The sequence below is a fragment of the Rothia sp. HMSC069C03 genome, from assembly GCF_001811075.1.
GTDB classification, from domain to species: Bacteria; Actinomycetota; Actinomycetes; order Actinomycetales; family Micrococcaceae; genus Rothia; species Rothia mucilaginosa.
Window position 1 is genome coordinate 154,461 of the sequence record NZ_KZ627137.1, and the last position, 24,857, is coordinate 179,317.

Here is a 24,857-nt window from a genome sequence, read left to right on the forward strand (position 1 = left end):
GCACTGTGCCCCGGATGAGAGAGGCTGAGAGCATTGTGGTTCCTCTCTCCTAGAGCCCGGCAACGGGTCAGAGGTGCCGTATGATGGGATGAGACAACCCAGACATTCCTTTGCACGAAAGCGGATAGACATGAGCGAGCAGAAGAAAAAGAAGAAGAGCGCGACCGAGCGACCCGCCCGCGATCTGGCGGCTGAAGCACAGCAGATTCTGGACGCTTTCGGCGCCGGTGTTCGTGAAGATCGCGATTACCCGGCACTGCACCTGGCGCCTCCCGTGGGTCGCCTGAACGACCCGAACGGCCTGGTCTTCGACGGTAAGCGCTACCACGCCTTCTACCAGTACTCGCCCCTGCATCCGGAGCGTATGGTCTACTGGCGTCATGCGGTGAGCGAGGACCTGACCCACTGGACTGATGAGGGTACCGCCCTGGTGCCCGATAGCCGCTACGATTCGCACGGCTGCTACTCCGGCTCGGGTATTAAGGTTCCCGGCGGTTTTGAGTTCTTCTACACCGGTAACGTGAAGGACGAAAAGGGCAACCGCGAAACCTACCAGATCCTTGCAACTGCGGGTGAGGACGCGAAGCCGACCCGTCAGCTGCCCCCGCTGATTTCTGGTCCAGAGAAGGGCTACACCGCGCACTACCGTGACCCGCACGTCTTTGAACGTAACGGCGAATGGTGGATGGTTATTGGCGCTCAGCGTGAGGACCTGACCGGCGCTGTGGTCGTGTACACCTCCAAGGATCGCCGCGAGTGGACCTTCCGCGGCGAGCTGGGCATCAAGGACAAGACCCTCAAGGGCACCTACATGTACGAGTGCCCCTCCCTGCTGAGCATGCGCGATGAGCTGACCGGCGAGATCCGCGACGTGCTGATTTTCAGCCCGCAGGGCATGGAGCCCCTCGGCGAGAAGTACAACAACATTTTCCAGAGCGGCTACATTGTTGGTTCGTTGGATAACGAGACCCTCAAGTTCACCGTGGAGACCCCCTTCACCGAGCTAGATGCAGGTTTCGAGTTCTACGCTCCGCAGACTATCTCCGGTACCGGCCTGACTGCTGACCCGAAGGCACCGCACACCGTGAGCGGCGATGCCCCGGTGATGATCGCGTGGCTGGGCAACGCAGCCCAGGACGACCTGCCCTCGTGGACTCACCGCTGGGTGCACATGTTCACCTACCCGCGTGAGCTGCACCTGCGTAACGGCAAGATTTTCCAGCGTCCGGTTCCGCAGCTGAATGACGCGATGGAGATGAAGCCTCTGTACCGTGAGGAGGAGAAGGGCAAGCTCGTGGAGCTGAAGAACGCCCTGACCTTCCGTCTGCGCGGCCGTGTGAACGTCTCTGATGAGCGCGTGAAGCTGAAGATTAAGGACACTCACGGCGTGGCTCTGAGCATTGTCCTGGATAAGGACTTTGTGCAGATGGACCGTGGCGGTACTCGCTACACCGAGGGTGGTAGCCTGCGTCGCCGCACCCTGAAGCGTTCGAAGATTCGCGAGTTTGATCTGCTGGTGGATGGCTCGGCTACCGAACTGTACGTGGGCGGCAAGTTGGTCGCGTCCATGGGTGCTGAGGTTATGACCGCTCGCACCTTCTTCAAGGGTGATAAGCGTCGCGTCCGCCTGACCGGTGGCGAGGTGCTGTCCCTGGAGTATGGTCGTCTCTAAGTCGTTTTCTAAGCGTTAGGAGCCGCCCGCGCGGGTGGTTTCCGGTAATTTCTGAATATGTCTGAGTGCTCACTCTCCGTGTGGAGGGTGAGCCCTCGCTTTTAAGAACTTTCCCGTGATAGGATGTTTTACATCCAATATGTCAAACGTATGACATACACATGACATACACGCACAGACATATGCCCCACCCCATTCACAAAGCATCATACGGTGGTGCTCCAAACAAAGGAGAGCGAGCGTGGACCACAAGTCAGTGGCACAGCGCGTGCTGAAGGACGTCGGTGGCGCCGGCAACATTGTTGCAGCCGCACACTGCGCAACCCGCCTTCGCCTCGTCCTGAAGAACCAGGACAAGGTCGATCAGGCAGCAATCGACAACGACGAAGACCTCAAGGGTAGCTTCCTCAACGCTGGCCAGTTCCAGATCATCGTCGGCCCCGGCGACGTCAACGAGGTGCATAAGCACCTCATCGCTGCTGGCGCACCCGAGGCATCCAAGGACGAGCTCAAGGAAATTGCCTCCAAGCAGGGCAACATTGTCTCCCGCTTCATCAAGACCATTGCTGACATCTTCGTGCCGCTCATCCCGGTGCTGGTTGGTGGCGGTATGCTGATGGCGCTCAATAGCCTCCTGACCTCTAAGGGTATTTTTGGCCCCCAGGCAGTTATTGAACTTTTCCCTGAGTGGGCTGACTTCGCGGATATCGTCAACCTGCTCTCCGCAGCTCCCTTCGCCTTCCTGCCCGTGCTGGTCGGCTTCTCCGCCACCAAGGTCTTCGGCGGTAACCCCTACCTGGGTATGACCATGGGTGCCGCAATGGTATCCCCGGCCCTGATGAATGGCTACAACGTCGCAGCATCCCTGGCGGGTGCTGAAGGCACCGACCCGATGAAGTACTGGAACCTCTTCGGTCTGCAGGTTCAGCAGGCGGGCTACCAGGGCACCGTGCTGCCCATCATGCTGGTTGCCTTCATCCTCTCCCACATTGAGAAGTTCTTCCACAAGGTCCTCAAGGGAACCATCGACTTCATCTTCACCCCGACCCTCACCATCCTTATTACCGGCTTCCTGACCTTCCTGCTGGTTGGTCCGCCGATGTTCCAGCTGGGTACCTGGCTGGGTGAAGGTATTAACTGGCTCTACACCGTTGCTGGCCCGCTCGGCGGTCTGATCTTCGGTACTTTCTACGCATTCATCGTGATGACCGGTATGCACCAGGCATTCCCGCCCATCGAGATGAGCCTGTGGGCAACCGGCGGTTCCTTCATCTTCGTCGTTGCCTCCATGTCTAACGTGGCGCAGGGTGCTGCCGCAGCCGGTGTCGCACTGACCACCAAGAACAAGAAGATCAAGGGTATTGCTTCGGCATCTGCACCCTCCGCATTCCTCGGCATTACCGAGCCCGCAATGTTTGGTGTGAACCTGGCTCTGCGCTGGCCCTTCTACATTGCAATCGTTTCCGCGGGTATTGGTTCGATGGTTACTTCTATTCTTGGAATTAAGGCGGGTAAGCTGGGCGCTGCTGGTTACCTTGGCTTCCCCTCGATTGAACCGACTGTTGGCGCTGGTATTCCTGGCTTCTTCGGCTGCCTCATCCTGACCACCGTCATCGCTTTCGTTGCCTCCTTCATCTGGGGTAAGAAGGTTGAGGCTGGCAACACTGAGGAGGCTGAGGCACCCGCCGCTCCTGTTCCCGCTACTCCCGCAGCAGCAGCTGCAGCTCCCGCTGCCGCTGTAGCAACTGAGGCTGGCGAGAGCGTCGAAATCGGCTCCCATATGGTCGGTTCCGTGGTTCTGCTGGCTGACGTCAAGGATCCCACCTTCTCCTCCGGCGCACTGGGTGCAGGCACCGCAGTGGAGCCCACCGAAGGTAAGCTCTACGCGCCGGCTGACGGCAAGATTACCGTTGCATTCCCCACCGGCCACGCATACGGTCTGCGCACCGAGGATGGCCTGGATCTGCTGATGCACATCGGCATGGACACCGTTGAGCTCGACGGCAAGCACTTCGAGCCCAAGGTTGCTAAGGGCGACACCGTTAAGCGCGGCGACGTCATCGCCGAGTTCGATATTCCCGCCATCAAGGCGGCAGGCTACCCGCTGGCAACCCCCATGGTGATTACCAATGCCAAGAAGGCAGCTGCCTCGGTTGAGGATGTCCAGGCTTCGGGCACATCTGTCACCAGCGCAGATTCACTCCTGAAGGTTGCACTGAAGGCAAAGGCTAACGCATAGTCTGCACTCTTAGTGAGTAGATAACCTCAACGTGATGTACACCCCGTACCGCTCTTCCTAGAGCTGGTGCGGGGTGTTCAAATTTTCCTGCAAAGTAATGCAAAAATAACATGAATAAATATTCGTAAAATTTATGCATATTGGTGCAATATAAGCTGGCACACATTCGATGCATGGCTATGAAAAATGTCTTGATAAGGCAGAATTTATTAGCCAGGAGTGAATAATCCAGCTAATATTTATGTATAGTTTCAAGCTTTTGTAAAGGGTGAATATGACCTCAGCTTCCTATACCGTCCGCACCGCCGAGTCTCATGAATATGCAGATGCGCTCGAGGTGCTGATTGCCGCATTCGACGGAGATCCCGCCATGATGGCAGTCATCGCAGGCGGTAGCCGCCGACAGGAACTTGCCAAGCTCCGCGCAATCATGACCCTGCAGGTCTACGGCAACTTCCAGGGCCGCGGACGTATCGACATTGCTATTGACGACACCACCGGAAAAATCGTGGGTGTCTGCCTCTGGAACACCCCCGAATCCCACGAAGGTTCCTTCGCTAACGAACTCAAGCAGATTGGCGCCTACTACAAGGCGCTCGGCTGCAAGACTCTGCTGAAGGCGACCCTAATGGAGCTGCATCTGCTCAAGTACCGTCCCGCGTACAAGCACTGGTACCTCTTCAACATTGGTGTTCTCGAAGAGTATCGTGGCCGGGGCATTGGCTCCCAGCTACTCGACTACGGTACCGAACGCATCGGCGACTACCCCGCCTACCTCGAAGCATCGACCTACGACAGTGCACGCCTCTACGAGCGCCGCGGATTCTTCTCCCTCGGCCCGCTCCACGGCATCTTCTCCAAGGCGCACGCCGTTGGCATGGTCTACCCCGGAATCGGCCCGACCGAGATTGTGCAGCGCAACTCCTAAAACTTCCGGACGCTCACAAAACCGATAAATGTATATACAAAATCCGCCCCACCGTGAGCACTCGCACGGTGGGGCGGATTTTTATTCTCAGAAGACGAGTTTCTTATTGGAGCTCATCCGGAGCAGACATATCAGGCTGAATCTGATCCAGATCTGGGATGGAACGCACCGTAGCCCCCAGATGGAGCTCAACGGGGAGTACATCCTCAGGTTGGCTCATCGGGGGAGTAGTTTCCTCGGCGGATTCTCCCTGCCGTAGCTCAATCAACTCCAGCAGACGCTGCGCGGTACGCTCTGCCATGCCCTCAATCGGCTGAACCACGGTCGCCAACTCCGGCATGAGCAGCTGAACGCTCTGCGTGCCATCGTAACCAATCACCTGGAAATCCTCCGGAACACGAATAGCGCGTGCGCGCGCCCAGCCCAGCGCCAACGCGGCGTAATTATCGTTGGAGGCAAAGACCGCATCCACCGGCTCCGGACTATCGGCGCGTTCATCAAGGTAGCGGTAGAGCACCTCACGTTTAATACCCAGTGAAGGACGGAAGCCCAGCTCCAGGAACTCCGGCATGAGTCCGGCTTCGAGCATTGCCTCACGGTATCCGCGCTGACGCTCATTGTGCTCACCCAGGGTTGATGTCACGTGCACAATATTCTGCGCACCCGTGGCGATGAGGTGCTCCGTGGCGGCGCGAGCGCCTCCGTAATTATCGGAGCGGACATTCGGGTAAAAGCCGCTTTCGAGGCGGTCCACGGTCACCAGGGGAGCCTGGGCGTGCGGAATATTCACCAGCGCGTCAGAGTGCGCGCCGCTGATAATGCCGTCCACCTGGTTGGAGAAAAGCATCTCCAGGTAGCGCTTCTCTTGTTCGGGGTGGTCATCGCTATTGCAGAGAATGACCCGGTAGCCTGCTTCGGCAAGGTAACTTTCGAGGCGGTACACCATCTCCCCGTAGAAGGGGTTTGCGACCGTGGGGAAGATGAGGCCCACCATCTGCGAGCGCTGGCCCTGCAGGCTGCGGGCGATGGCGTTGGGGCGGTAGCCGAGTTCCCGCATTGCCTCGTGGACCTTGGTGCGGGTGCTTTCGCTCAGGTAGCCGCGGTTGTTGAGCACGCGGGAGACCGTGGTGGGGGAGACTCCCGCCAGGGCTGCAACGTCGCTGAGTTTGGGCTTAGCCACGGGGGCTCCCTTCGGTATGCTAAACGATTGACATATCTCTCTACTATACCTTCTTCACCGGGGCTAACGTGGCCTCAAAAACCAGACGTGGCCTCAAAACCAGAAAAAGCGCTTTTCCCCTGTGCTGTCTCCCCTGCGCTGTCAAACGCACCGATTCGCCGTGCCGGTCTACAGCACCGGAATAATCGGAACGCGAGCCCCCACCTCATGCGCAGAACCCCGCACCGAAGAATCATCCAACACCGCGCAGTGAGTAGCCGCCGCCAACGAGGACAACATATGCGACGCCGACTTCGGCAGAGGATACGCCACACCATCACGCACCGACACCGGAAGCAGACGAGCCCCCGCCGGCTTACGCAAAGCATCCACTGGATCACCCAGAACCGCCGAATCCAGCTCAGGAAGAGGCATATCCCTCATACCAGCCAAAAGCGGCGGCAAATACGAATACAAAGCCGTGTACGCAGCCAAAGGATTACCCGGAAGACCCAACACAAAACGCTCACGACCCGAATTCGGACCCGTCTCCGGAACCGGCAAACGCGCAGCCAACGCAGGATGACCCGGACGCACATCCACCGACTCAAACAGGTACGTCGCACCCATATCGTTGAGCACCTTACGCACCAAATCAACACCCGAAGTGCTCGACCCGCCCGTAAACACCAACACGCGAGCCGTCGACGTAGACAAAAATGTGCGGAACTCAGACTCAACATCCGCCAAGCGAATCGAAGGGCGCGCCTCGCAACCAGCAGAAATAATCGCATGCTCCATAAAGCCGCCAAACGCATCACGCACCTGACCCGGCGCAGGCACACCAAACGTAATGACCTCATTACCCGTAAACGCGCAACGCACCGGAATCGGAGTATACACCGGCAACTCATCAAAACCATTCGTGCCCAAAAACGCCGCCATACGAGCAGACACACGGTCACCGTGGCGCGCCAACAGCTCGCCACGCTCCAGCTCAGCACCAGCATGGCGAATATCAGCACCCGGTGCCGGAGGCTCAAAACCCTCCGCCATATCCAGGTAATGAATGCTCGCCTGAGTCTCCAAATGGGAACCCATGCCCGGACGAGAAGAACCCTCCGCACCCTCATACAGGCGGGAATGCTCCTCACGCACAATCGCCTCGGCACCCTCAGGGAGCAAACCACCCGTCAGAATCGGAGTCGCCTCACCCGGAACAATCGGCACCGTCAGACGGTGAATATTCGCGCGAGAATCCTCCGGATACGCCGGCGTCACCAGACGCCACGGAGGCGCACCCGCCACAGCGTAACCGTCCATCGCGGAAGAGCTGTAATGGGGCACCGGCATCATCGAATAAACATCATCCGCCAAATAGTGGCCAATCGTCGCCAACAGGGGCAAAGACTCTGTCTTCACATGATGCGCAATGTCCAGGCCCTGCTCATGCAGAATCTGGCGGGCCTGCTGCCACGAAACAGAAGGAATATGGTGAGACATCGTACCTCGTAAAAGTGTGTGCGGGACGCGCAACAGCGCGCGAGCTCAAAAATGCTACCGAATGCGGTGCCCAGAGCCCTAACCTACTACCTAGGTTACTCGTAGCTTGGCAACTAGCGCTCCTGGGCGCCTCAGATGCTAATAACTCGACCAGAGCGAAGTCGTATAACCGAGAGACTGCGCCTGCTCCCACGTATCAACATCGGCTGTGTCAGCGGCAGACATCTGAACCGCCACCGGGTTCAAACGGCGCAAAAAAGAACGAACAGAAGCGTCGGTGGTGCCGGTCGAAAAGACCGATCGGATCGCATCAAAACGGTAAATACCCACCAGGGGCTGATAGATGCCCTCAGCAACACCCCAGAAACCTGCAGATGATTCAGAATCGGTGGGGGCTGACTGCCCTACAGAAGCCTGTTCGGCAGCCCGCGCGGTGGCAATCAACTGCTGAACCGCCGGGGCAATACGCGGAGTATCCACACCCAAAATCAGACACCATTCAGGCAGAGGCACCTGCGAGCGCTCGCAATCGGCCGCAATACACTCCAAGCCGGCATGAATCGCCGCAGCAGGACCCGAAAACGGCGGATCCTCACGAGTGCGCAACACCCGGGACGGCAACGGCAAGCTCTCAGGACCCACGACCACGCGCGGGGATGCGGCGGCCACCGCCTCCAGGGCACAACCCAGCAGGGTATTCGTGCCATCAGACAGAGACGCCTTCGGAACGTGGTTCAGGCGGCGAGAAGCGCCTCCGGCAACAATGACCGCGGCGCACGAAAAATCACCCTCAGCGGGAAGCTCAGAACTGGGCATCTTATCCGTCCGCATTATCCACCCGCAAAGGGAGGCAGAACGTCCACACGATCGGTATCCTGCAGCGGAGCCTGCGCATCAGAACGGGCACCGTTGATCAGGAACGAGCACTGCTCCATGACCTGCGCAAGAGTCAGACCTGAAGGGGTCGTACCCTCCAAACTCTGACCCAGATGCTCAATCAGCACGCCAAGAGTTGCAGACGACAGCTCAGCCAGGGGCACCGACAGCTGCGCGGTACCCGCCGCAGAACGCGCGGCAGCGAAAAAATGAACCTGCATAATGCTCCTCAATCCTTGATTAAACTCTGAGCAGGGTAGCCGAAAGCCAGGGGTGTAAGGTGCCAGTAAAAGACCTTGTCCCACGCATATTTGGCTGTATATCCGGCTAATAAATAGGGTAGCTTCTTTAGCCACCAATAGCGCTCATCGAGCGGCTCGCCTTGGCGAACTCCTCAATATCGAAGTCAGCGTCTTCCTTGCCGTGAGCGCGCGGCTTAAACCACATGCCCTCACGCCAACGCAGAGCCAGCTGCTGATCGTCAGCGCCGGAACGTAGAAGCTGCATCAGGTCAGTCTCAGTGTCAGAGAACAGGCACGAGCGAATCTTGCCGTCCGCCGTCAGACGGGTGCGGGTGCACGCATTGCAGAACGACTCGGTCACCGAAGCGATAATGCCCACACGGCCCAGCGACTCGGTGCCGTCAGCCGGGAAGCCCGCCTCATCCAGGGCAGTACCGAGCGGGTACACCTCCCACAGCTGAGCGGGGGAGTCGCCGCGAGCCTCAGCCACCGAACCCAAAACGTACTCAGCCGACAGTTTCTCACGAATCTCAGCGGCAGTAATCGTGCCCTCACGGGTCCAACGGTTATCGGCATCCAGCGGCATCTGCTCAATAAAACGCAGCTGATAGCCACCCGCCAACGCCCAGCGCAGAAGCTCCGGAGCCTGATCATCATTCAGGCCCGGCATCAGCACAGCATTAATCTTGATGGGCCACAGGCCAGCCTCGGCAGCACCGTCAATACCCTTGAGTACGGCATCGAGCTTGTCGCGGCGAGCCAGAGCCGCGAAAGTCTCACGGCAAATCGTATCCAGAGAAACATTGATGCGGGTCAGACCAGCCTCCGCCAGGGCTGCGGCACGCTTCTCCAAGCCAATACCGTTCGTCGTAATAGCAAGCGGAACATCCGGATGCGCCTGATGGATACGGGAAATAATGTCCACCAAATCGGCGCGCACCAGCGGCTCGCCACCGGTAAAGCGGATCTCCTCCACGCCCAGCTCAGTAATCGCAATATCGGCAAGGCGCGCGATCTCCTCGGCGGAGAGCAGATTCTCCTTGGGAAGCCACTGCAAACCATCCGCCGGCATGCAATAAATGCAACGAAGATTACATTTATCGGTCAGAGAGATACGCAGATCCGTCGCCACGCGACCCCAACGGTCCAAGAGCGGACCGCTATTCGTAATATTCGGGAGTTTACGCTGGGTCTTTGCGCTACTTTCAGATTTTTGGGGCGTCACAAAAGCAGCCCCATTACCCTCCGCAGAAGATAAGGTGCTTAACATTGGGCCCGCAATGAGCTCAGAAGAAGCCGAATTTGCCGTGTACGCCATGTAAAACCTATGTGGAAAATTTGCATATTTCAGGTGACAATATGATTATTCCATGTTCCGGTGCCCCGCACATAGTGTGTGCAGGGTAAGTTACAACTGCGCCACCGCAGACCACCATGACGAAAACAACGTGTACAAGCTAGGGACGTACACAAAACGTCACACAAAGCCCGGACAGGGAAACACCTCACCACCGCAAGAGTACGAACCACAAAGGAAACAAATTTCATGAAGAGCCCCCTCGCAGCCCTCAGCGCGCTCGCCGCAGCAACCCTCGCCCTCACCGGTTGTGGCGCCACCCAGAGCTCCTCTTCGTCCACTGCCTCCGCATCGAGTAGTCAGGCTGCCTCCGGCAAGGTCGAAGTCTTCGCTGCAGCCTCCCTGAACAACGCCGGCGCAGACCTCGAAAAGGCATACGAAGCCGCCAACCCCGGCGTGGACGTTACCTTCGTCTACGAAGGCTCCGCAAAGCTCGTCAACCAGATTGAGCAGGGCGCAACCCCCGACCTGCTCATCACCGCAGACACCAAGAACATGGACAAAGCAAAGAAGCTCGACCAGTTCTCGGCTTCTGAAACCAACGTTCTGGTCACCAACAAGCTCGTGCTTGTCACCGCCGAAGGAAACCCCGGCAAAATCAACAGCCTCGACGACCTCAAGACCACCGACGGCGTCGTCGCAGTCTGCAAAGAAGAAGTCCCCTGCGGCACCATCGCCCACCAGGAACTGAAGAAGCACGACATCACCCTCAAGAACGCAACCACCGAAAGCAAGGTCACCGACGTAGCAACCAAGGTCACCACCGGTAACGCCGATGCGGGCTTCATCTACACCACCGACCTCGCCGCCGCCAAGAAAAAGGGCGTCAACCTCGGCTCCGTCGAACTGACCGACGTGGAACGCAACGAATACCCCGCAGCGCTCAGCAAGACCGGCTCCTCCTCCGAGACCGCGAAGAAGTTCAACGAATGGCTGAAGAACTCCGATGAGGCGAAGAAGATTCTCACCGAGTACGGCTTCAGCACCGCAAAGTAATTCAACACAGTAGGGAACAACCCGCGTCTCACCACCCATGACAGACACTACCGCTACCCGCCGCAACGCCGGAACCTCACGCACACCCGGAAACAGACTCTTCGCCTCCGTGCCCGTGCTCTTCTTGGTTCCGGCGTCGCTGGGTATTTTCCTCATTGCCGGACCCCTCCTCGGGCTATTCCTCAACATCCCCTGGAACCAGCTCGGCAGCATCTTCACCCCGCAGGTGCTCGGGGCGGCGAACCTCTCACTCAGCACCGCCACCGTCTCCACCCTCATCTGCGGGCTTCTCGGTGCACCCCTGGCGCTCGTGCTCTCCAAAGTGCTCAACCGCTCGCGGCTACACCGATTCGGGTCAGTTCTCTACGCCATCATCTACACCCCGGTGATTCTCTCCCCGGTTGTCTCCGGCCTCGGGCTGCTCTTCTTCTGGGGACGCAAAGGCATGATCGGCACCTACCTCTACCAGGCAGGAATCTCCATCCCCTTCACCCCCAACGCAGTGATTGTCGCCCAGGTTTTCGTCGCCCTACCCTTCTTCGTTGCCACCGCGGTCACCACCCTGCAGGCTATTCCCCGTGAATACGAAGAAATCGCCCTCGTCGAAGGCGCTAAACCCGCAGAAATCACCTTCAAAGTGCTCCTGCCCCTCGCCGCGCCCGGCCTCGCCACCGCCTTCCTGCTCTCCTTCGCCCGCGCCCTCGGCGAATACGGCGCAACCGTCACCTTCGCCGGCAACGTGCAAGGCAAAACCCAAACCATACCCCTCGCCATCGACCTAGCCATCAACAGCAGCGACATCCCCAGCGCCCTCGGAAGCGCCCTGATACTCATCAGCCTCTACCTAGGAATCTTCGGGGTCCTCGGCCTAATCCGCGCCCTCAAAAAACTACGCGAAAGCACCCGATAAGCTACCCCGCCGCTCACCCCACCCACCCTGGCATGCAGAGAGCCTTAGGACAAGCTCCATTTACCAGCCCACAAACACACACATACACTAGTCATAACCGCCGCCGCACGATTGGAACCGCCATGATTTCCCCCGAATTCAACGGAACCCCCAGCACCGAAGAATACCGCGCCTACCTGGCGCTACTGCTACGCGAAGTCTTTATTGGCACAGCAGAAACGGTTCCCCTCTACCACGCGGCAGGACGCATCCTCGCCCAAGATGTCACCGCACGCATGGACGTACCAAGCTTCGACAACTCCCAAATGGACGGCTACGCCCTCACCGCCGAAGCCGCAGAACGCGAAGACCGCATCTTTACCGTCGGACGTGAAATCCCCGCAGGCCGACCTCTCCAGCGTTCCCGCTCCTCCGACGACCTGACCTACCCCATCATGACCGGCGCGCCCATGCCCAAGGGCTACAACGCCGTCATCCCCGTCGAACAGTCCGAACGCATCGAATACCCTGACCTACCCGAATCCTTCGGCCGTCCCAGCGAAAAGGTCAAACTCGCCCCCGGCAAGCCCGGACAGTTCGTCCGTCGCCGCGGCGAGGACGTCGTCACCGGACAGGTCCTTGCACGTGCTGGTGAACGCATCACCCCCGCCCTGCTTGGTGCGCTCGCCTCCCAGGGCTATGCGCGCCTGACCGTCGCGGCGGGTCCCCGCGTGCTCGTGTGCACCGGCGGCGACGAGATCCTCTCCGGCGTTGAAGAAGACGGAAGCGCCACCACTCAGGAACTCGCTCAGGGCCAGATTTTTGACGCCAACGGCCCCATGCTCACCGCCATGCTCCGAGAAGACGGAGCGGAGGTGCGACGCATCGCTATCGGTGACGATCCTATCGAGCTACTGCACCGCCTCACGGCAGAATACGAGAGCTTCAAACCGGGCATCATCATCACCTCGGGCGGTATCAGCCACGGTAAATACGAGGTGGTCCGCAACGCCATCGCCAAGGCACACGAAGCCGATATCCTGGTGCCCGTCTCCTGGTTCGGCCACGTCAGCCAGCAGCCCGGCGGCCCCCAGGGCGTGAACCTGCTCGACTTCAAGGGCCACCGCGTGCCCATGATTTCCTTCCCCGGAAACCCTGTAAGCACGCTCATCTCGTACGCATTAATTCTGCGCCCCTACCTGCGTGCTGGCGGCCCCTACGGCGTGCCCTACGCGGTCGCCTCCGAACAGGCAACCCTGAACAATGCACCGCGAGGCGTGCTCGTCACCGACACCCCGCTCACCGCACCGGCGACCAAGCGCCAGTTCCTGCGTGGCACCCTCGCCATGGTCGAGGTGGAACCCGGAACCTACCGGGTGGAGCTCTACCCGGACATCCTCTCAGGCTCGCACTTACTGCACCGCGCCGCTCAGGCGGATGTGCTCATCGAGCTGGCGCCCGGAACCACCTACACCGGGGGAGAGGCGGTACCCTACCACCGCATTCGCCTCACCGATAACTAGGGGCAACATCCCCGCATTGTTCCTTGGTCGAACGACAAGGAATAATTGAGACTCACACTAAGTAACGATTCGCGGCAGAAGAATACCGCGCAGAAGCCAGGAGAAACGATGACCTCTACCTCGCAGCCCAACCAGGAACTGACCCACGTGCGCGCCGACGGCTCAGCACACATGGTGGACGTTACGGAGAAGTCGGTCACCACCCGAACCGCCCTGGCTGAGGCGACCGTGCGCACCCGCGAAGACGTGATTGCCATGATTTTTGACGCTGACCTGCCCAAGGGTGACGCCCTTCCCGTCGCACGCGTTGCGGGCATTATGGGTGCTAAGCGCACTCCGGAAATCATTCCCCTCTGCCACCCGCTGCCCCTGGGCAAGATTACGGTGGACTTTGAGCGCGGCACCGACTTTGTGCGTATTGAAGCCTCCGTGAAGACCCGCGGCGTCACCGGTGTAGAGATGGAGGCGCTCACCGCCGTCTCCTCGGCGGCACTGACCGTTTTCGACATGATCAAGGCAGTCGATAAGTACGCCGTCATTACCGATATCCGTGTTCTGGAGAAGAGCGGCGGCAAGTCCGGCGACTGGTCCGTCCGCGAGGAATCTTAAGCTACGGCGGCACACCGCCCCCCACCGATCCCACCGTCACCTGATAGATACAGAAAAGGAAAGCCAATGAGTAGCGAAGACTACACCATGCCCGAGAACCTCACCGGTCTGGTTATTGTCGCCTCCACCCGCGCAGCCCGCGGCGTGTACGAGGATAAGTCCGGCCCCATCGCCGTGGAGTGGCTGCGCTCGCGCGGCTTCGACACCCCGGATGCCGTGGTCATTGAAGACCGCGATATTGTCGAGTACTTCAACACCCTGGTGACCGAAGGTAAGAAGAACGGTAACCTGCCGACCTTCATCCTGACCAGCGGTGGTACCGGTCTGAACTCTGACGACCAGACCGTGGAGGCGGTTCGCCCCCACCTGGACAAGGAAGTTCCCGGCGTTATGCATGCCTTCTGGATGAACGGTCTGAAGAACATTCCCGCGGCGGTGCTTTCACGCGGCGTGGCGGGCGTCATTGACCGCACCTTCGTGATGACCCTGCCCGGTTCGCGCGGTGGCGTGAAGGACGGCGTGGCAACCCTCGACCCGCTTGTTGAGCACATTTGCCGTCAGATGGAGGACTACCATGACCACTAAGCCGCAGAACGAAGAATCCCTGGACCATTCGGGTGCGCACGGTGTTGAGCCGAGCGGCTCGACCGTGGTGTTCACCGATATTACGGAGGCGCCCCTGGAGCCGCTGTACGCTGCGGCTAAGGCTGAGGTCATGACCGACGCCATGGGTGCCCTGGTAATTTTTGACGGCATTGTACGTAACCATGATCACGGTAGTGCGGTTCGCGGGCTGTCCTATAGCGCGCATCCGCAGGCTCGTGAGTATATTGCTGAGGTTGCCGCCGAGGTTGCCGCCGAGCTGGACGGTGTGCGTCTGTGGGCTGTGCATCGTGTGGGTCCGATTGCTATTGGTGAGTCGGCTCTGACCGTGATGGCGGCGGCTGCTCACCGCGGCCGCGCGTTTGATGCCTGTGAGCTGGTGGCTGACCGGGTGAAGGCTCGTGTGCCGATTTGGAAGGAACAGGAACTGCTCGATGGAAGCATCGAGTGGGTTGGTGTGGACACTTCGCCTGCTTAGCCTTCTGAATATTCTGATATCTCTATATAAGCCTGTCAGGGGGATTTCTCTTGGGCAGGCTTATTCTCCTTGAAAGCTCAAGTCACCTCTACTACTAGACGCGAGGAATCCCTATGTCTTCTCAGCCTTCAACCGGCACGGGCGAGCTCTCTGCCGCTGAGCGTGCGTTCTATTCTCGTCAGCTGATTCTGCCCGAAATGGGCTACGAGGCTCAGCTGGCGCTCAAGAGCGCACGCGTGGTGGTGCTGGGTGCTGGCGGTTTGGGTGCTCCCGCGCTGCTGTACCTGGCGGGTGCCGGGGTCGGTCAGATTGTGGTGGTTGATGATGACGTCGTGGATGCCTCGAATCTGCACCGCCAGGTGATTCATACGCACGCCAGAGTGGGTAATTCTAAGGCTGAGTCTGCCGCAGAGTCTTTGCGCTCGCTGAATCCTTTTATTGAGGTTGTGCCTGTGCGTGAGCGTTTGACGGAGGCGAATGTTGATGAGCTTCTGTCTGGTGCTGACCTGGTGCTGGATGGTAGCGATAATTTCGAGTCGCGTTATGTGGTGTCTGCGGCGGCTGCGCGTGCTGGGATTGCGCATGTGTGGGCTGCAATTCTTGGTTTTGATGCGCAGCTGAGTGTGTTTTGGGCTGGTCGTGGTCCGGTGTACGAGGATTTGTATCCGCAGGCTCCTGCTGCCGGTAGTGTGCCCTCGTGTAGTACTGCTGGCGTGGTGGGTGCTATGGCTGGCGTGGTGGGTGCTGCGATGGCCATGGAGGCGGTGAAGCTGCTGACTGGGGTGGGGGAGCCACTCATGGGTGAGGTTGGCCTATACTCGGCATTAAGCGGAAGGTGGGAATATATACCTCTTGTAGCTAGCGTGCAAGCTGTACCTAAGAAAAGTGCTGTTTTGCCCCAAGAAATGAGTCATAAGCTCAAAAACCATGTAACAATTCGTAATATTTCTCAGGACTTTACAAGCTATTCTGCCAACTCGAAGCCCCGCTCGATGAGCGCTCAGGACCTTAAAAAGATGTCATCGGGTGAAAATATTGCCCTTTTGGATGTCCGTGAGCAGGTGGAGTTCAATGCCTTTGCGATTGACGGTGCCATTAACCTGCCCCTCACTGAATTGCTTGAAGCGGCTCGAAATGACTCTCTCAAAGCCCTGATTGAGCGTAAAATCCCCGCAAATGCCCAGAAAATCGTTATTTACTGCACCGGATACACCCGAACGGTTGAGGCGGCTCGTGAAATAGCGCCCCTGGAGGAGCGTTCTGTGTACATGCTTGAGGGTGGAATTTCCGCCTGGCTTACGGTCTAAAGCACCCTTATTTCGTATGAATTAGGCAAGGTTTTTATCTCGTATTTTCCATGCCAAATTTCCGATATATTGGGCAGTATGGAACAAGCATCACAGATTAAGGGCCCGGACGGCCCCCTTACCGATCAGCTGATCAAGTTCGGTAAGTTCTTCTCCCGCTGGGATGAGACTGAAGACGGCCGCGCCGTCTTCCGTGAAGGCGGCCGCGAAGGTGACGCCTTCTACCGCGACCGTTGGAGCCACGATAAGGAAGTTCGCTCTACCCACGGCGTGAACTGCACCGGCTCCTGCTCCTGGAAGGTGTACGTCAAGGACGGCATTATCACCTGGGAAGCACAGGAAACCGATTACCCCTCGGTTGGTCCCGACCGCCCCGAGTACGAGCCCCGCGGTTGCCCCCGCGGTGCAGCATTCTCGTGGTACACCTACTCTCCCACTCGCGTTAAGTACCCCTACGTTCGCGGTCTCCTGCTGGAGATGTACCGCGAAGCGAAGGCAATCCACAACGATCCCGTGGACGCCTTCCACTCCATCGTGTCCGACCCCGCCAAGCGTGCACGCTACGTGAACGCACGCGGTAAGGGTGGTCTGGTGCGCTCGACCTGGGCTGAGGCTCTCGAGCTGATGGCTGCTGCTCACGTGCACACCATCAAGTACTACGGCCCCGACCGTAACACCGGCTTCACCCCGATTCCGGCAATGTCCATGGCGTCCTTCAGCGCGGGTGTTCGATACATCCAGCTGGCCGGTGGCGTCATGACCAGCTTCTACGACTGGTACGCTGACCTCCCCGTGGCTTCCCCGCAGGTCTTCGGCGACCAGACCGACGTTCCCGAGTCCGGCGACTGGTGGGACGCTGCATACCTCATCATGTGGGGTGCAAACGTTCCGCTGACCCGTACCCCGGATGCTCACTGGGTCTCCGAGGTCCGCTACCGCGGTACCAAGGTTGTCACCGTGAGCCCCGACTACGCCGACAACACCAAGTTCGCTGACGAGTGGCTGCCCGCCCAGGCAGGTACCGACGCGGCACTGGCAATGGCGATGGGCCACGTCATCCTTAAGGAGAACTACGTCGACCAGCGTGTCGAGTTCTTCGAGGACTTCTCCCTGACCTACACCGACCTTCCTTTCCTGGTCACCCTGGAAACCCGTGAAGACGGCATTAAGGTTCCCTCCAAGTTCCTGACTGCAGCTAAGCTCGCTGGCGAGGCTGAGCAGCCGAACGCTGACTTCAAGCCCGTCCTGATGGACCGCGAGACTGGCGAGGTCTTCGTGCCCAACGGCACCATGGGTCACCGTTACGCTCAGGAAGACCAGGGCAAGTGGAACCTGGATTTGCAGGGTCGTAAGCCGATTCTGTCGATTCGCGACCTGCCTCAGGGCCAGTCCGCAGCGGTTGAGATTAAGATGCCGACCTTCGATAACCCGAAGGGCCACGGCGACGTCATTACCCGCGGCGTGCCCGTAACCTACGTTGATGGTCACGAAGTTACTACCGTCTTCGACATCATGCTGGCACAGTACGGTGTGGGCCGTGAGGGTCTGCCCGGTACCTGGGCTAAGGACTACGAGGACTGGAACGTTCAGAATACCCCGGCATGGCAGGAGCAGATTACTTCTGTCCCCGCCGAGGCTGTTATTCGCGTTGCCCGCGAGTTCGCCAAGAGCGCCCTGGATTCCGGCGGTCGCTCCATGGTCATCTTCGGTGCAGGTATTTGCCAGTGGTACCACGCTGACACCACCTACCGCGCTATCCTCGCTCTGCTGAACCTGACCGGTTGCCAGGGCCGTAACGGTGGCGGTTGGGCTCACTACGTGGGCCAGGAGAAGGCACGTCCTCTGACCGGTCTGACCAACATTGCGAACGCTCTGGACTGGAGCCGCCCGCCGCGTCACATGATCGGTACCGGCTTCTGGTACATGCACACTGACCAGTTCCGTCAGGACGCATACTCCACCGACTACCTGCAGTCCCCGCTGGCTAAGGGCGAGCTGCGCGATGTTCACACTGCTGACGTTGTGGCACGTTCTACCCGTATGGGCTGGATGCCGTTCTACCCGCAGTTCCCCGAGAACTCGCTGGATCTGGCAGACAAGGCAGAGCAGGCAGTGGCACGCGGCGAGGCTTCCTCGAACGCGGACTACATTGCACAGCGCCTGAACTCCGGTGACCTGGAGTTCTCCGTTGAGGACGTTGACAACCCCGTCAACTGGCCTCGTACCCTGACCCTGTGGCGTTCGAACCTGTTCGGTTCCTCCGCTAAGGGTGAGAGCTACTTCCTGAAGCACCTGGTCGGTAGCATGGACAACGTCCAGGGCTCCGACTCGGAGAAGCTGCCGAACGAAGTGAAGTGGGTTGAGGACGCGCCTCAGGGCAAGCTGGATCTGCTGGTCACCTCGGACTTCCGTATGACCTCCACGACCCTGCTGTCTGACATCGTTCTGCCGACTGCTACCTGGTACGAGAAGCACGATATCTCCTCGACCGATATGCACCCGTTCCTGCACGCGTTCTCCCCGGCAATTGACCCGCCGTGGGAGGCAAAGACCGACCACGAGACCTTCAAGGCACTGGCGTTTGAGTTCAGCCGCCTGGCTAAGAAGCACCTCGGCGTCCGTAAGGACATCGTTTCGGTCCCGCTGTTGCACGACACCCCCGGCCAGATTGCTCAGCCCGGCGGTCACGCACCCGACTGGAAGAACACCCCCGGTATGGTGGGCGTACCCGGCAAGAACATGCCGAACTTCGTCACCGTCGAGCGCGACTACGGCGCACTGTACGACATGTACACCACCGTTGGCCCGCTGTTCGATAAGCTCGGTGCAACCACCAAGTTCATCACTTACGACCTGAAGGACGAAGTCGCGAAGATGGCTAAGGAATTCGGCGTGATGGACTCCGGTAAGGGCGCAGGCCGTCCGGCACTGGATACCGACGTGAAGATTTCTGAAGCAATCCTCATGATTTCCGGTACCTCCAACGGTGAGGTCGCTGTCAAGGGCTTCAAGGAGCTTGAGAAGCAGACCGGTCTGCACCTGATGGACCTGGCAGAAGGTAACGAGGAACGTCGTATCACCTTCCCTATGACCCAGGCCGCACCGCAGCCCGTGATGACCTCCCCCGAGTGGTCCGGTTCGGAGACCGGTGGTCGCCGTTACGCTCCGTTCACCGTCAACATCGAGAAGAAGAAGCCGTTCCACACCCTGACCGGCCGTATGCACTTCTTCCTCGACCACGACTGGATGCACGAAATGGGCGAGGCTCTGCCGATTTACCGTCCGCCGCTGGATATGACCGGCCTGTACAACGAGCCTGAGCTCGGTACTACCGATGGTGTTTCGGTTGCTGTCCGCTACCTGACCCCGCACAACAAGTGGGCAATTCACTCGCAGTACTTCGATAACCACTACATGCTGAGCATGTTCCGTGGTGGTCCGACTGCGTGGATGAGCCCGCAGGATGCTGACAAGATTGGCGTCAAGGACGGCGAGTGGATTGAGTGTGTGAACACCAACGGTGTCTTCGTGGGCCGTGCGGTTGTATCTCACCGTATGCCTGAGGGCGTCTGCTTCGTCTACCACGCTCAGGAGCGTATGGTTAGCCCGAAGTCTGAAGTCACCGGTAAGCGCGGTGGTATTCACAACTCGGTGACCCGTATTCTTCTGAAGCCCACCCACATGATTGGTGGCTACGCTCACCAGGCGTTCGCCTTCAACTATCTTGGACCGACCGGTAACCAGCGAGACATCGTCTCGTACATCCGTCGCCGTAAGTCCCAGGAGGTAACTTTCTAATGCGCGTTATGGCACAAGTTGCTATGGTGATGGCGCTCGATAAGTGCATCGGCTGCCACACCTGCTCCGTGACCTGTAAGCAGGCATGGACGAACCGAGCCGGTACCGAGTACGTCTGGTTCAACAACGTTGAGACTCGTCCCGGCCAGGGTTACCCCCGCCGTTACGAGGATCAGGAGAAGTGGAAGGGCGGCTGGGTGCTGAACAAGCGCGGTCGTCTGGAGCTCAAGAGCGGTAACCGCTTCCAGAAGCTCTTCACGATTTTCGCTTCCCCGATTCAGCCCGAGCTGAACGACTACTACGAGCCCTGGACCTACGATTACCAGAACCTGACCAGTGCTCCTCTGGGTGATGACTTCCCGGCTGCTAAGCCGGTCTCCCTCATCACCGGTGAGGACACCAAGGTCGAGTGGGGTATGAACTGGGACGACAACCTGGCTGGTGCGACCGAGTACGGTCACCTGGACCCGCTGGTTGAGAAGGTTCGCAAGAAGGCTGAGGACAAGATTAAGTTCGAGTTCGAGCAGACCTTCATGTTCTACCTGCCTCGTATTTGTGAGCACTGCTTGAACCCCTCCTGCATGGCTTCCTGCCCCTCCGGCGCTATCTACAAGCGCGCTGAGGACGGTATCGTGCTGGTTGACCAGGACCGTTGCCGTGGTTGGCGTCAGTGCATCACCGGTTGCCCCTACAAGAAGGTGTACTTCAACCACAAGACGGGTAAGGCTGAGAAGTGTACCTTCTGCTACCCCCGTATTGAGGCTGGTATTCCGACCGTGTGTGCTGAGACCTGTGTTGGTCGTATGCGCTACATCGGTATCTTCCTCTACGATGCAGACCGCGTGACTGAGGCTGCTTCGGTTGAGGACGAGAAGGATCTCTACGAGGCTCAGCTGTCGCTGATGCTTGATCCTTCGGATCCGGCTGTGATTGAGCAGGCTCGTAAGAACGACATCCCCGATGCGTGGATTACTGCAGCTCAGAAGTCGCCCGTGTACAAGCTGGCGAAGGAGTGGAAGGTGGCTCTGCCCCTGCACCCCGAGTACCGCACCATGCCGATGGTTTGGTACGTGCCGCCGCTGTCTCCGATTGTTGACCTGCTCAAGGAGCAGGGCCACGATGCAGAGAACAGCAACAACCTGTTCGGCGCTATTGAGTCTCTCCGTATTCCGGTTGAGTACCTGGCTGAGCTGTTCACCGCTGGTGACACTGAGGTTGTTACTAACGTTCTGCGCCGCCTGGCTGCGATGCGTTCGTACATGCGTGACATCAACCTCGGTGGCGAAGGCAACGAGGAGATTGCTCAGGCAGTTGGCATGACTGGTCAGCAGGTGTACGAGATGTACCGCCTGATGGCTATCGCTAAGTACAACGAGCGTTACGTCATTCCGAAGGCTCACATGGAAGACGCCCACAACCTTGAGGAAATGGGCTGCTCCCTGAGCGTGGATGGCGGACCCGGCATGTACGGCGATGCGTTCAACGACATGGAGGGTCGCCCGACCCCCGTGTCCACCGGTGTCTACGAGGCTAACAACAAGGTCAGCTTGTTCAGCTGGGACGGTTCTTCCCGTCCTGACGGCCTCTTCCCGAATACCACCGGAAAGAAGTAATAAGTGGCTGGATTCTTTTCCAAGCTCATGGGTAAGGCCGGTTCCGAGGCTACTGTCTCGGAGCCGGCTCAGCCGGAGAACCCGTTTGATATCGATTACGGTCCCGGCGAGGATAAGGACTCGGTGATCTACCAGGTGAGCGGTATGCTCCTGGGCTACCCCGATGAGGAGACTCTGAAGGTTCTGCCTGAACTGGTGGAGATTACCGCTTCCACCCAGGATGAGGCTTTCATTGCTGCCGTTGATGCGGTTCAGCAGTGGCTGACTTCTAAGGACCTGGAGGATGTGCAGTCCGAGTACGTGCAGGAGTACGACCTTTCGCGTCGTCATTCTCTACATCTGTCCTACTGGACCGATGGTGATACCCGCCGCCGTGGTGAGACTCTTCTGCGTTTCAAGCAGATGTACCGCGACTCCGGTATGTTGACCGTTTTGAATGGTGAGCTTCCGGACTACCTGCCGTTGGTGCTGGAGTTCTGTGCGTTGGTGGATCGCCGTAAGGGCCGTTCCGCTTTGCAGGCGTACCGTCCGTCCCTTGAGCTTCTTCGTCTGTCCATGAAGGACGGAAATCTGCCCCACTACGGGTTGTTGCAGAGCATCTGCGATACCCTTCCTGGCGTCTCTCCGCAGACTCAGGAGGAGGTCCAGAAGATGGCTGGCTACGGCCCTCCCGTCGAGACTGTTGGCCTGAATGGCTACGCTGATCATCAGCTGCTCCAGCAGGCTTCGGCTCGTTCTAACTAGTTTTATCCCTTGTGAGGAGACAACACGTGTACGTACTTGCTTCTGAGAACGCAGGACATGCTGCACAGGCTGTAGTCGATCCGGGTATTGTTGACATCCTGCTGTGGGGCGTTCTGCCCTATGTTGCACTGGTCATTCTGATTGGTGGCACCATTTGGCGTTACCGTACTGACCAGTTCGGATGGACTACCCGCTCGTCCCAGGTCTATGAATCGAAGCTGTTGCGCATCGCTTCGCCCCTGTTCCATTACGGTCTTGCGGCCGTTTTCCTTGGCCACGTTGGTGGTCTGGTGGTGCCTAAGGCATTCACCGACCTGGTCGTTTCGGAAGACACTTACCACATTGTGGCGCTGGTTGGCGGTTCTGTTGCTGCGGTCGCAACCATTGTTGGTATGTTCGTTCTGATTGGTCGCCGCGCTTCGAACTCTCGTGTGCGTTCGGCTACCACTCGTAATGACGTTTTCATGTATATCGTTTTGGTTCTGGTGATTCTCGCCGGTACTGCGGCTACTCTAATTTCGGCAGTGAACCCCTCGGGTGGTTTGCCTCCGGTGAATGGTCACGAGGTTCACTTCAACTACCGTGAGACCATTTCTGTGTGGTTCCGTTCGCTGTTCTACTTCCACCCTGAGGTGGCTCTGATGGTGAATATTCCTGTGGCTTTCAAGATTCACATCGTGGTGGCTATGGTTCTGTTCATCATTTGGCCGTTTACCCGCCTGGTGCATGCACTGACTGTGCCCCTGCACTACCTCTTCCGCCCCTACACCGTGTACCGCTCTCGTGGCGGCCAGCGTGTTGGTGCACGTCGAGGTTGGGATCCGGTTGGTACTCTCCCGCGTGAGCGCGCCGACCGCTAATACACATATCCATATTGCAAAAGAGGAAATATGAGCACCCCTGCTGCACCGAGCTACGACCTAAAGAATGGTCAGCTCCGTAACGTTCTGCTGGCTACCTTCGTCTCTACCATTGGTTTCTGGGCATGGACCATCGTTGGCCCGCTGGCGAAGATGTACGCAAAGCAGATGCACCTGGACGCTGGTATGACCAGCCTTCTGGTTGCTATGCCGATTTTCATCGGCGCTATCGGCCGTATTCCCGTTGGTGGTCTGACTGACCGCTACGGTGGTCGTATTATGTTCACCGCTGTTCTGGCGATTAGCGCACCCCTGGTCTTCCTGGTTGGTGTTGCTGGTCAGATGAACTCGCTGCCCATGTTGCTTGTTGTGGCATTCTTCCTGGGTATTGCGGGTACCGTGTTCGCTGTGGGTATTCCCTTCAGTTCCGCATGGTATGACGCTTCCAAGAAGGGTTTTGCGACCGGTGTGTTCGGTGCCGGCATGGTGGGTACTGCAATTTCTGCATTCGCTACCCCCCGCCTGGTGCAGGGTATTGGTTACTTCCAGACTCACGTTCTGATTGCTGTTATCTGTGCTGTAACCGCTGCTATCTCTTTCTTCTTCTTGAAGGATTCCCCGGCAACCATCGGCCGTGAGGTTACTCCGCTGATGCCGAAGATTGTTCAGGCATTCAAGGTGAAGACCACTTGGCAGCTGTGCTTCCTCTACGCTGTTGTGTTCGGTGCGTTCGTGGCATTCTCGAACTACCTGCCTACTTACCTGAGCAACATCTACAACTTCAACGCTAACGACGCTGGTATGCGTGCGGCTGGCTTTGCGGTTGCTGCTGTGATTGCTCGTCCCTTCGGTGGTGTGCTGGCTGATAAGTTCGGTCCGAAGATTATCACCCTCATCTCCCTGGGTGGTGTGGTGATCCTGGCAGTTATTACCGCGTTCCAGCCTGATGCTGAGCACGTGTATGGTGCTGTTTTCATCCTGATGGCTGCTCTTCTGGGTCTGGGCCACGGCTCGGTCTTCGGCTGGGTGGCTCGTGCGGCTGATCCGAAGAACGTTGGTGCGGTGTCCGGTGTGGTTGCTGCTGCTGGCGCTCTGGGTGGTTTCTTCCCGCCGCTGGTGATGGGTGCAACCTACAACCAGGCTGAGAACAACTACTTCATCGGTCTGATGCTGCTGGCCGTGACCGCGTTCCTCGCCTTTCTGTCGGCATTCCTCGTGCCGCACGGTGGCAAGCCCAACCACGCTAAGTAGGGTCTTCTAATACATCCTTCTGCGGGATGTATGTGAAGTTTGCTTTGACTGAGTCCGGCTCGTTTTCTCTTCGGAGAGGACGAGCCGGGCTTTGTGCTTTTCTACTGTTTTTCGTCTAACAGGGGTGAGCTTTGTCGGGGCAGAAGAGTCTGATGTTTGGGCATGTCAAATGTTGGTAAAGCTAGCGAAACTTTGCGGAGATGTGGGACA

Annotated in this window: 20 protein-coding genes; 15 read left to right on the forward strand and 5 right to left on the reverse strand. The window is 58.5% G+C overall.

All coding sequences use genetic code 11. The annotated features are described in order from the left end of the window. Positions 1-130: 130 nt before the first annotated feature. The 3 genes from HMPREF2779_RS04825 to HMPREF2779_RS04835 all read left to right on the forward strand — a co-directional run bounded on the left by HMPREF2779_RS04825 (position 131) and on the right by HMPREF2779_RS04835 (position 4,839). Complete coding sequence (locus HMPREF2779_RS04825) at positions 131-1,672, forward strand: glycoside hydrolase family 32 protein (RefSeq protein ID WP_070685698.1); 1,542 nt, start codon at positions 131-133, stop codon at positions 1,670-1,672. Positions 1,673-1,913: 241 nt separating this feature from the next. Next, complete coding sequence (locus HMPREF2779_RS04830) at positions 1,914-3,911, forward strand: PTS sucrose transporter subunit IIABC (RefSeq protein ID WP_105360967.1); 1,998 nt, start codon at positions 1,914-1,916, stop codon at positions 3,909-3,911. A gap of 274 nt (positions 3,912-4,185) precedes the next feature. Then, positions 4,186-4,839: a GNAT family N-acetyltransferase gene (locus HMPREF2779_RS04835; protein ID WP_105360968.1), complete on the forward strand. Its 654-nt coding sequence runs from the start codon at positions 4,186-4,188 to the stop codon at positions 4,837-4,839. Between the two features lie 103 nt (positions 4,840-4,942). Here HMPREF2779_RS04835 and HMPREF2779_RS04840 read toward each other — a convergent pair whose 3' ends face one another. From HMPREF2779_RS04840 to moaA, 5 genes are all read right to left on the reverse strand, one after another. Continuing rightward, positions 4,943-6,019 (reverse strand): LacI family DNA-binding transcriptional regulator, encoded by a 1,077-nt coding sequence (locus HMPREF2779_RS04840; RefSeq protein WP_070685690.1) that lies wholly within the window; start codon positions 6,017-6,019, stop codon positions 4,943-4,945. 168 nt (positions 6,020-6,187) lie between these two features. Further along, the gene (locus tag HMPREF2779_RS04845) at positions 6,188-7,501 is read right to left on the reverse strand and encodes a molybdopterin molybdotransferase MoeA (RefSeq protein ID WP_070685688.1); all 1,314 of its coding nucleotides are present in this window, start codon (positions 7,499-7,501) and stop codon (positions 6,188-6,190) included. Positions 7,502-7,639: 138 nt separating this feature from the next. After that, positions 7,640-8,317: a molybdenum cofactor guanylyltransferase gene (locus HMPREF2779_RS04850; RefSeq protein ID WP_369825415.1), complete on the reverse strand. Its 678-nt coding sequence runs from the start codon at positions 8,315-8,317 to the stop codon at positions 7,640-7,642. 14 nt (positions 8,318-8,331) lie between these two features. Continuing rightward, positions 8,332-8,598 (reverse strand): MoaD/ThiS family protein, encoded by a 267-nt coding sequence (locus tag HMPREF2779_RS04855; RefSeq protein ID WP_070685682.1) that lies wholly within the window; start codon positions 8,596-8,598, stop codon positions 8,332-8,334. Between the two features lie 127 nt (positions 8,599-8,725). Then, positions 8,726-9,937: a GTP 3',8-cyclase MoaA gene (gene moaA / locus HMPREF2779_RS04860; protein WP_070685679.1), complete on the reverse strand. Its 1,212-nt coding sequence runs from the start codon at positions 9,935-9,937 to the stop codon at positions 8,726-8,728. A 228-nt stretch (positions 9,938-10,165) separates the two neighbouring features. Here moaA and modA point away from each other — a divergent pair, with 228 nt between their 5' ends. From modA to HMPREF2779_RS04920, 12 genes are all read left to right on the forward strand, one after another. Then, a complete protein-coding gene (gene modA, locus HMPREF2779_RS04865; protein WP_070685675.1) occupies positions 10,166-10,972 on the forward strand; it encodes a molybdate ABC transporter substrate-binding protein in 807 nt (268 codons plus the stop codon). A gap of 37 nt (positions 10,973-11,009) precedes the next feature. After that, the gene (locus HMPREF2779_RS04870) at positions 11,010-11,882 is read left to right on the forward strand and encodes an ABC transporter permease (protein ID WP_105360969.1); all 873 of its coding nucleotides are present in this window, start codon (positions 11,010-11,012) and stop codon (positions 11,880-11,882) included. A gap of 122 nt (positions 11,883-12,004) precedes the next feature. Continuing rightward, the gene (locus tag HMPREF2779_RS04875) at positions 12,005-13,384 is read left to right on the forward strand and encodes a molybdopterin molybdotransferase MoeA (protein WP_105360970.1); all 1,380 of its coding nucleotides are present in this window, start codon (positions 12,005-12,007) and stop codon (positions 13,382-13,384) included. A 108-nt stretch (positions 13,385-13,492) separates the two neighbouring features. Next, a complete protein-coding gene (moaC, locus tag HMPREF2779_RS04880) occupies positions 13,493-13,993 on the forward strand; it encodes a cyclic pyranopterin monophosphate synthase MoaC (protein WP_049341109.1) in 501 nt (166 codons plus the stop codon). 66 nt (positions 13,994-14,059) lie between these two features. Continuing rightward, positions 14,060-14,578: a MogA/MoaB family molybdenum cofactor biosynthesis protein gene (locus HMPREF2779_RS04885; protein WP_049341111.1), complete on the forward strand. Its 519-nt coding sequence runs from the start codon at positions 14,060-14,062 to the stop codon at positions 14,576-14,578. Then, entirely contained in the window at positions 14,568-15,074 is a 507-nt protein-coding gene (locus HMPREF2779_RS04890; RefSeq protein WP_049341113.1) for a molybdenum cofactor biosynthesis protein MoaE, read from the forward strand. Before HMPREF2779_RS04885 ends, HMPREF2779_RS04890 begins: the two co-directional genes overlap by 11 nt. Positions 15,075-15,187: 113 nt before the next feature. Then, on the forward strand, positions 15,188-16,381 hold the full coding sequence (locus tag HMPREF2779_RS04895) for a ThiF family adenylyltransferase (RefSeq protein ID WP_105360971.1): 1,194 nt from the start codon (positions 15,188-15,190) through the stop codon (positions 16,379-16,381). 78 nt (positions 16,382-16,459) lie between these two features. Beyond that, entirely contained in the window at positions 16,460-20,179 is a 3,720-nt protein-coding gene (locus HMPREF2779_RS04900) for a nitrate reductase subunit alpha (protein ID WP_105360972.1), read from the forward strand. After that, positions 20,179-21,792, forward strand: a complete 1,614-nt coding sequence (gene narH, locus HMPREF2779_RS04905) for a nitrate reductase subunit beta (protein ID WP_005504921.1) — start codon at positions 20,179-20,181, stop codon at positions 21,790-21,792. Before HMPREF2779_RS04900 ends, narH begins: the two co-directional genes overlap by 1 nt. 3 nt (positions 21,793-21,795) lie before the next feature. Next, entirely contained in the window at positions 21,796-22,536 is a 741-nt protein-coding gene (narJ, locus tag HMPREF2779_RS04910; protein ID WP_005504922.1) for a nitrate reductase molybdenum cofactor assembly chaperone, read from the forward strand. A gap of 26 nt (positions 22,537-22,562) precedes the next feature. Further along, positions 22,563-23,396: a respiratory nitrate reductase subunit gamma gene (gene narI / locus HMPREF2779_RS04915; RefSeq protein ID WP_105360973.1), complete on the forward strand. Its 834-nt coding sequence runs from the start codon at positions 22,563-22,565 to the stop codon at positions 23,394-23,396. Positions 23,397-23,426: 30 nt separating this feature from the next. Next, entirely contained in the window at positions 23,427-24,647 is a 1,221-nt protein-coding gene (locus HMPREF2779_RS04920) for an MFS transporter (RefSeq protein WP_070690944.1), read from the forward strand. Positions 24,648-24,857 lie beyond the last annotated feature (210 nt).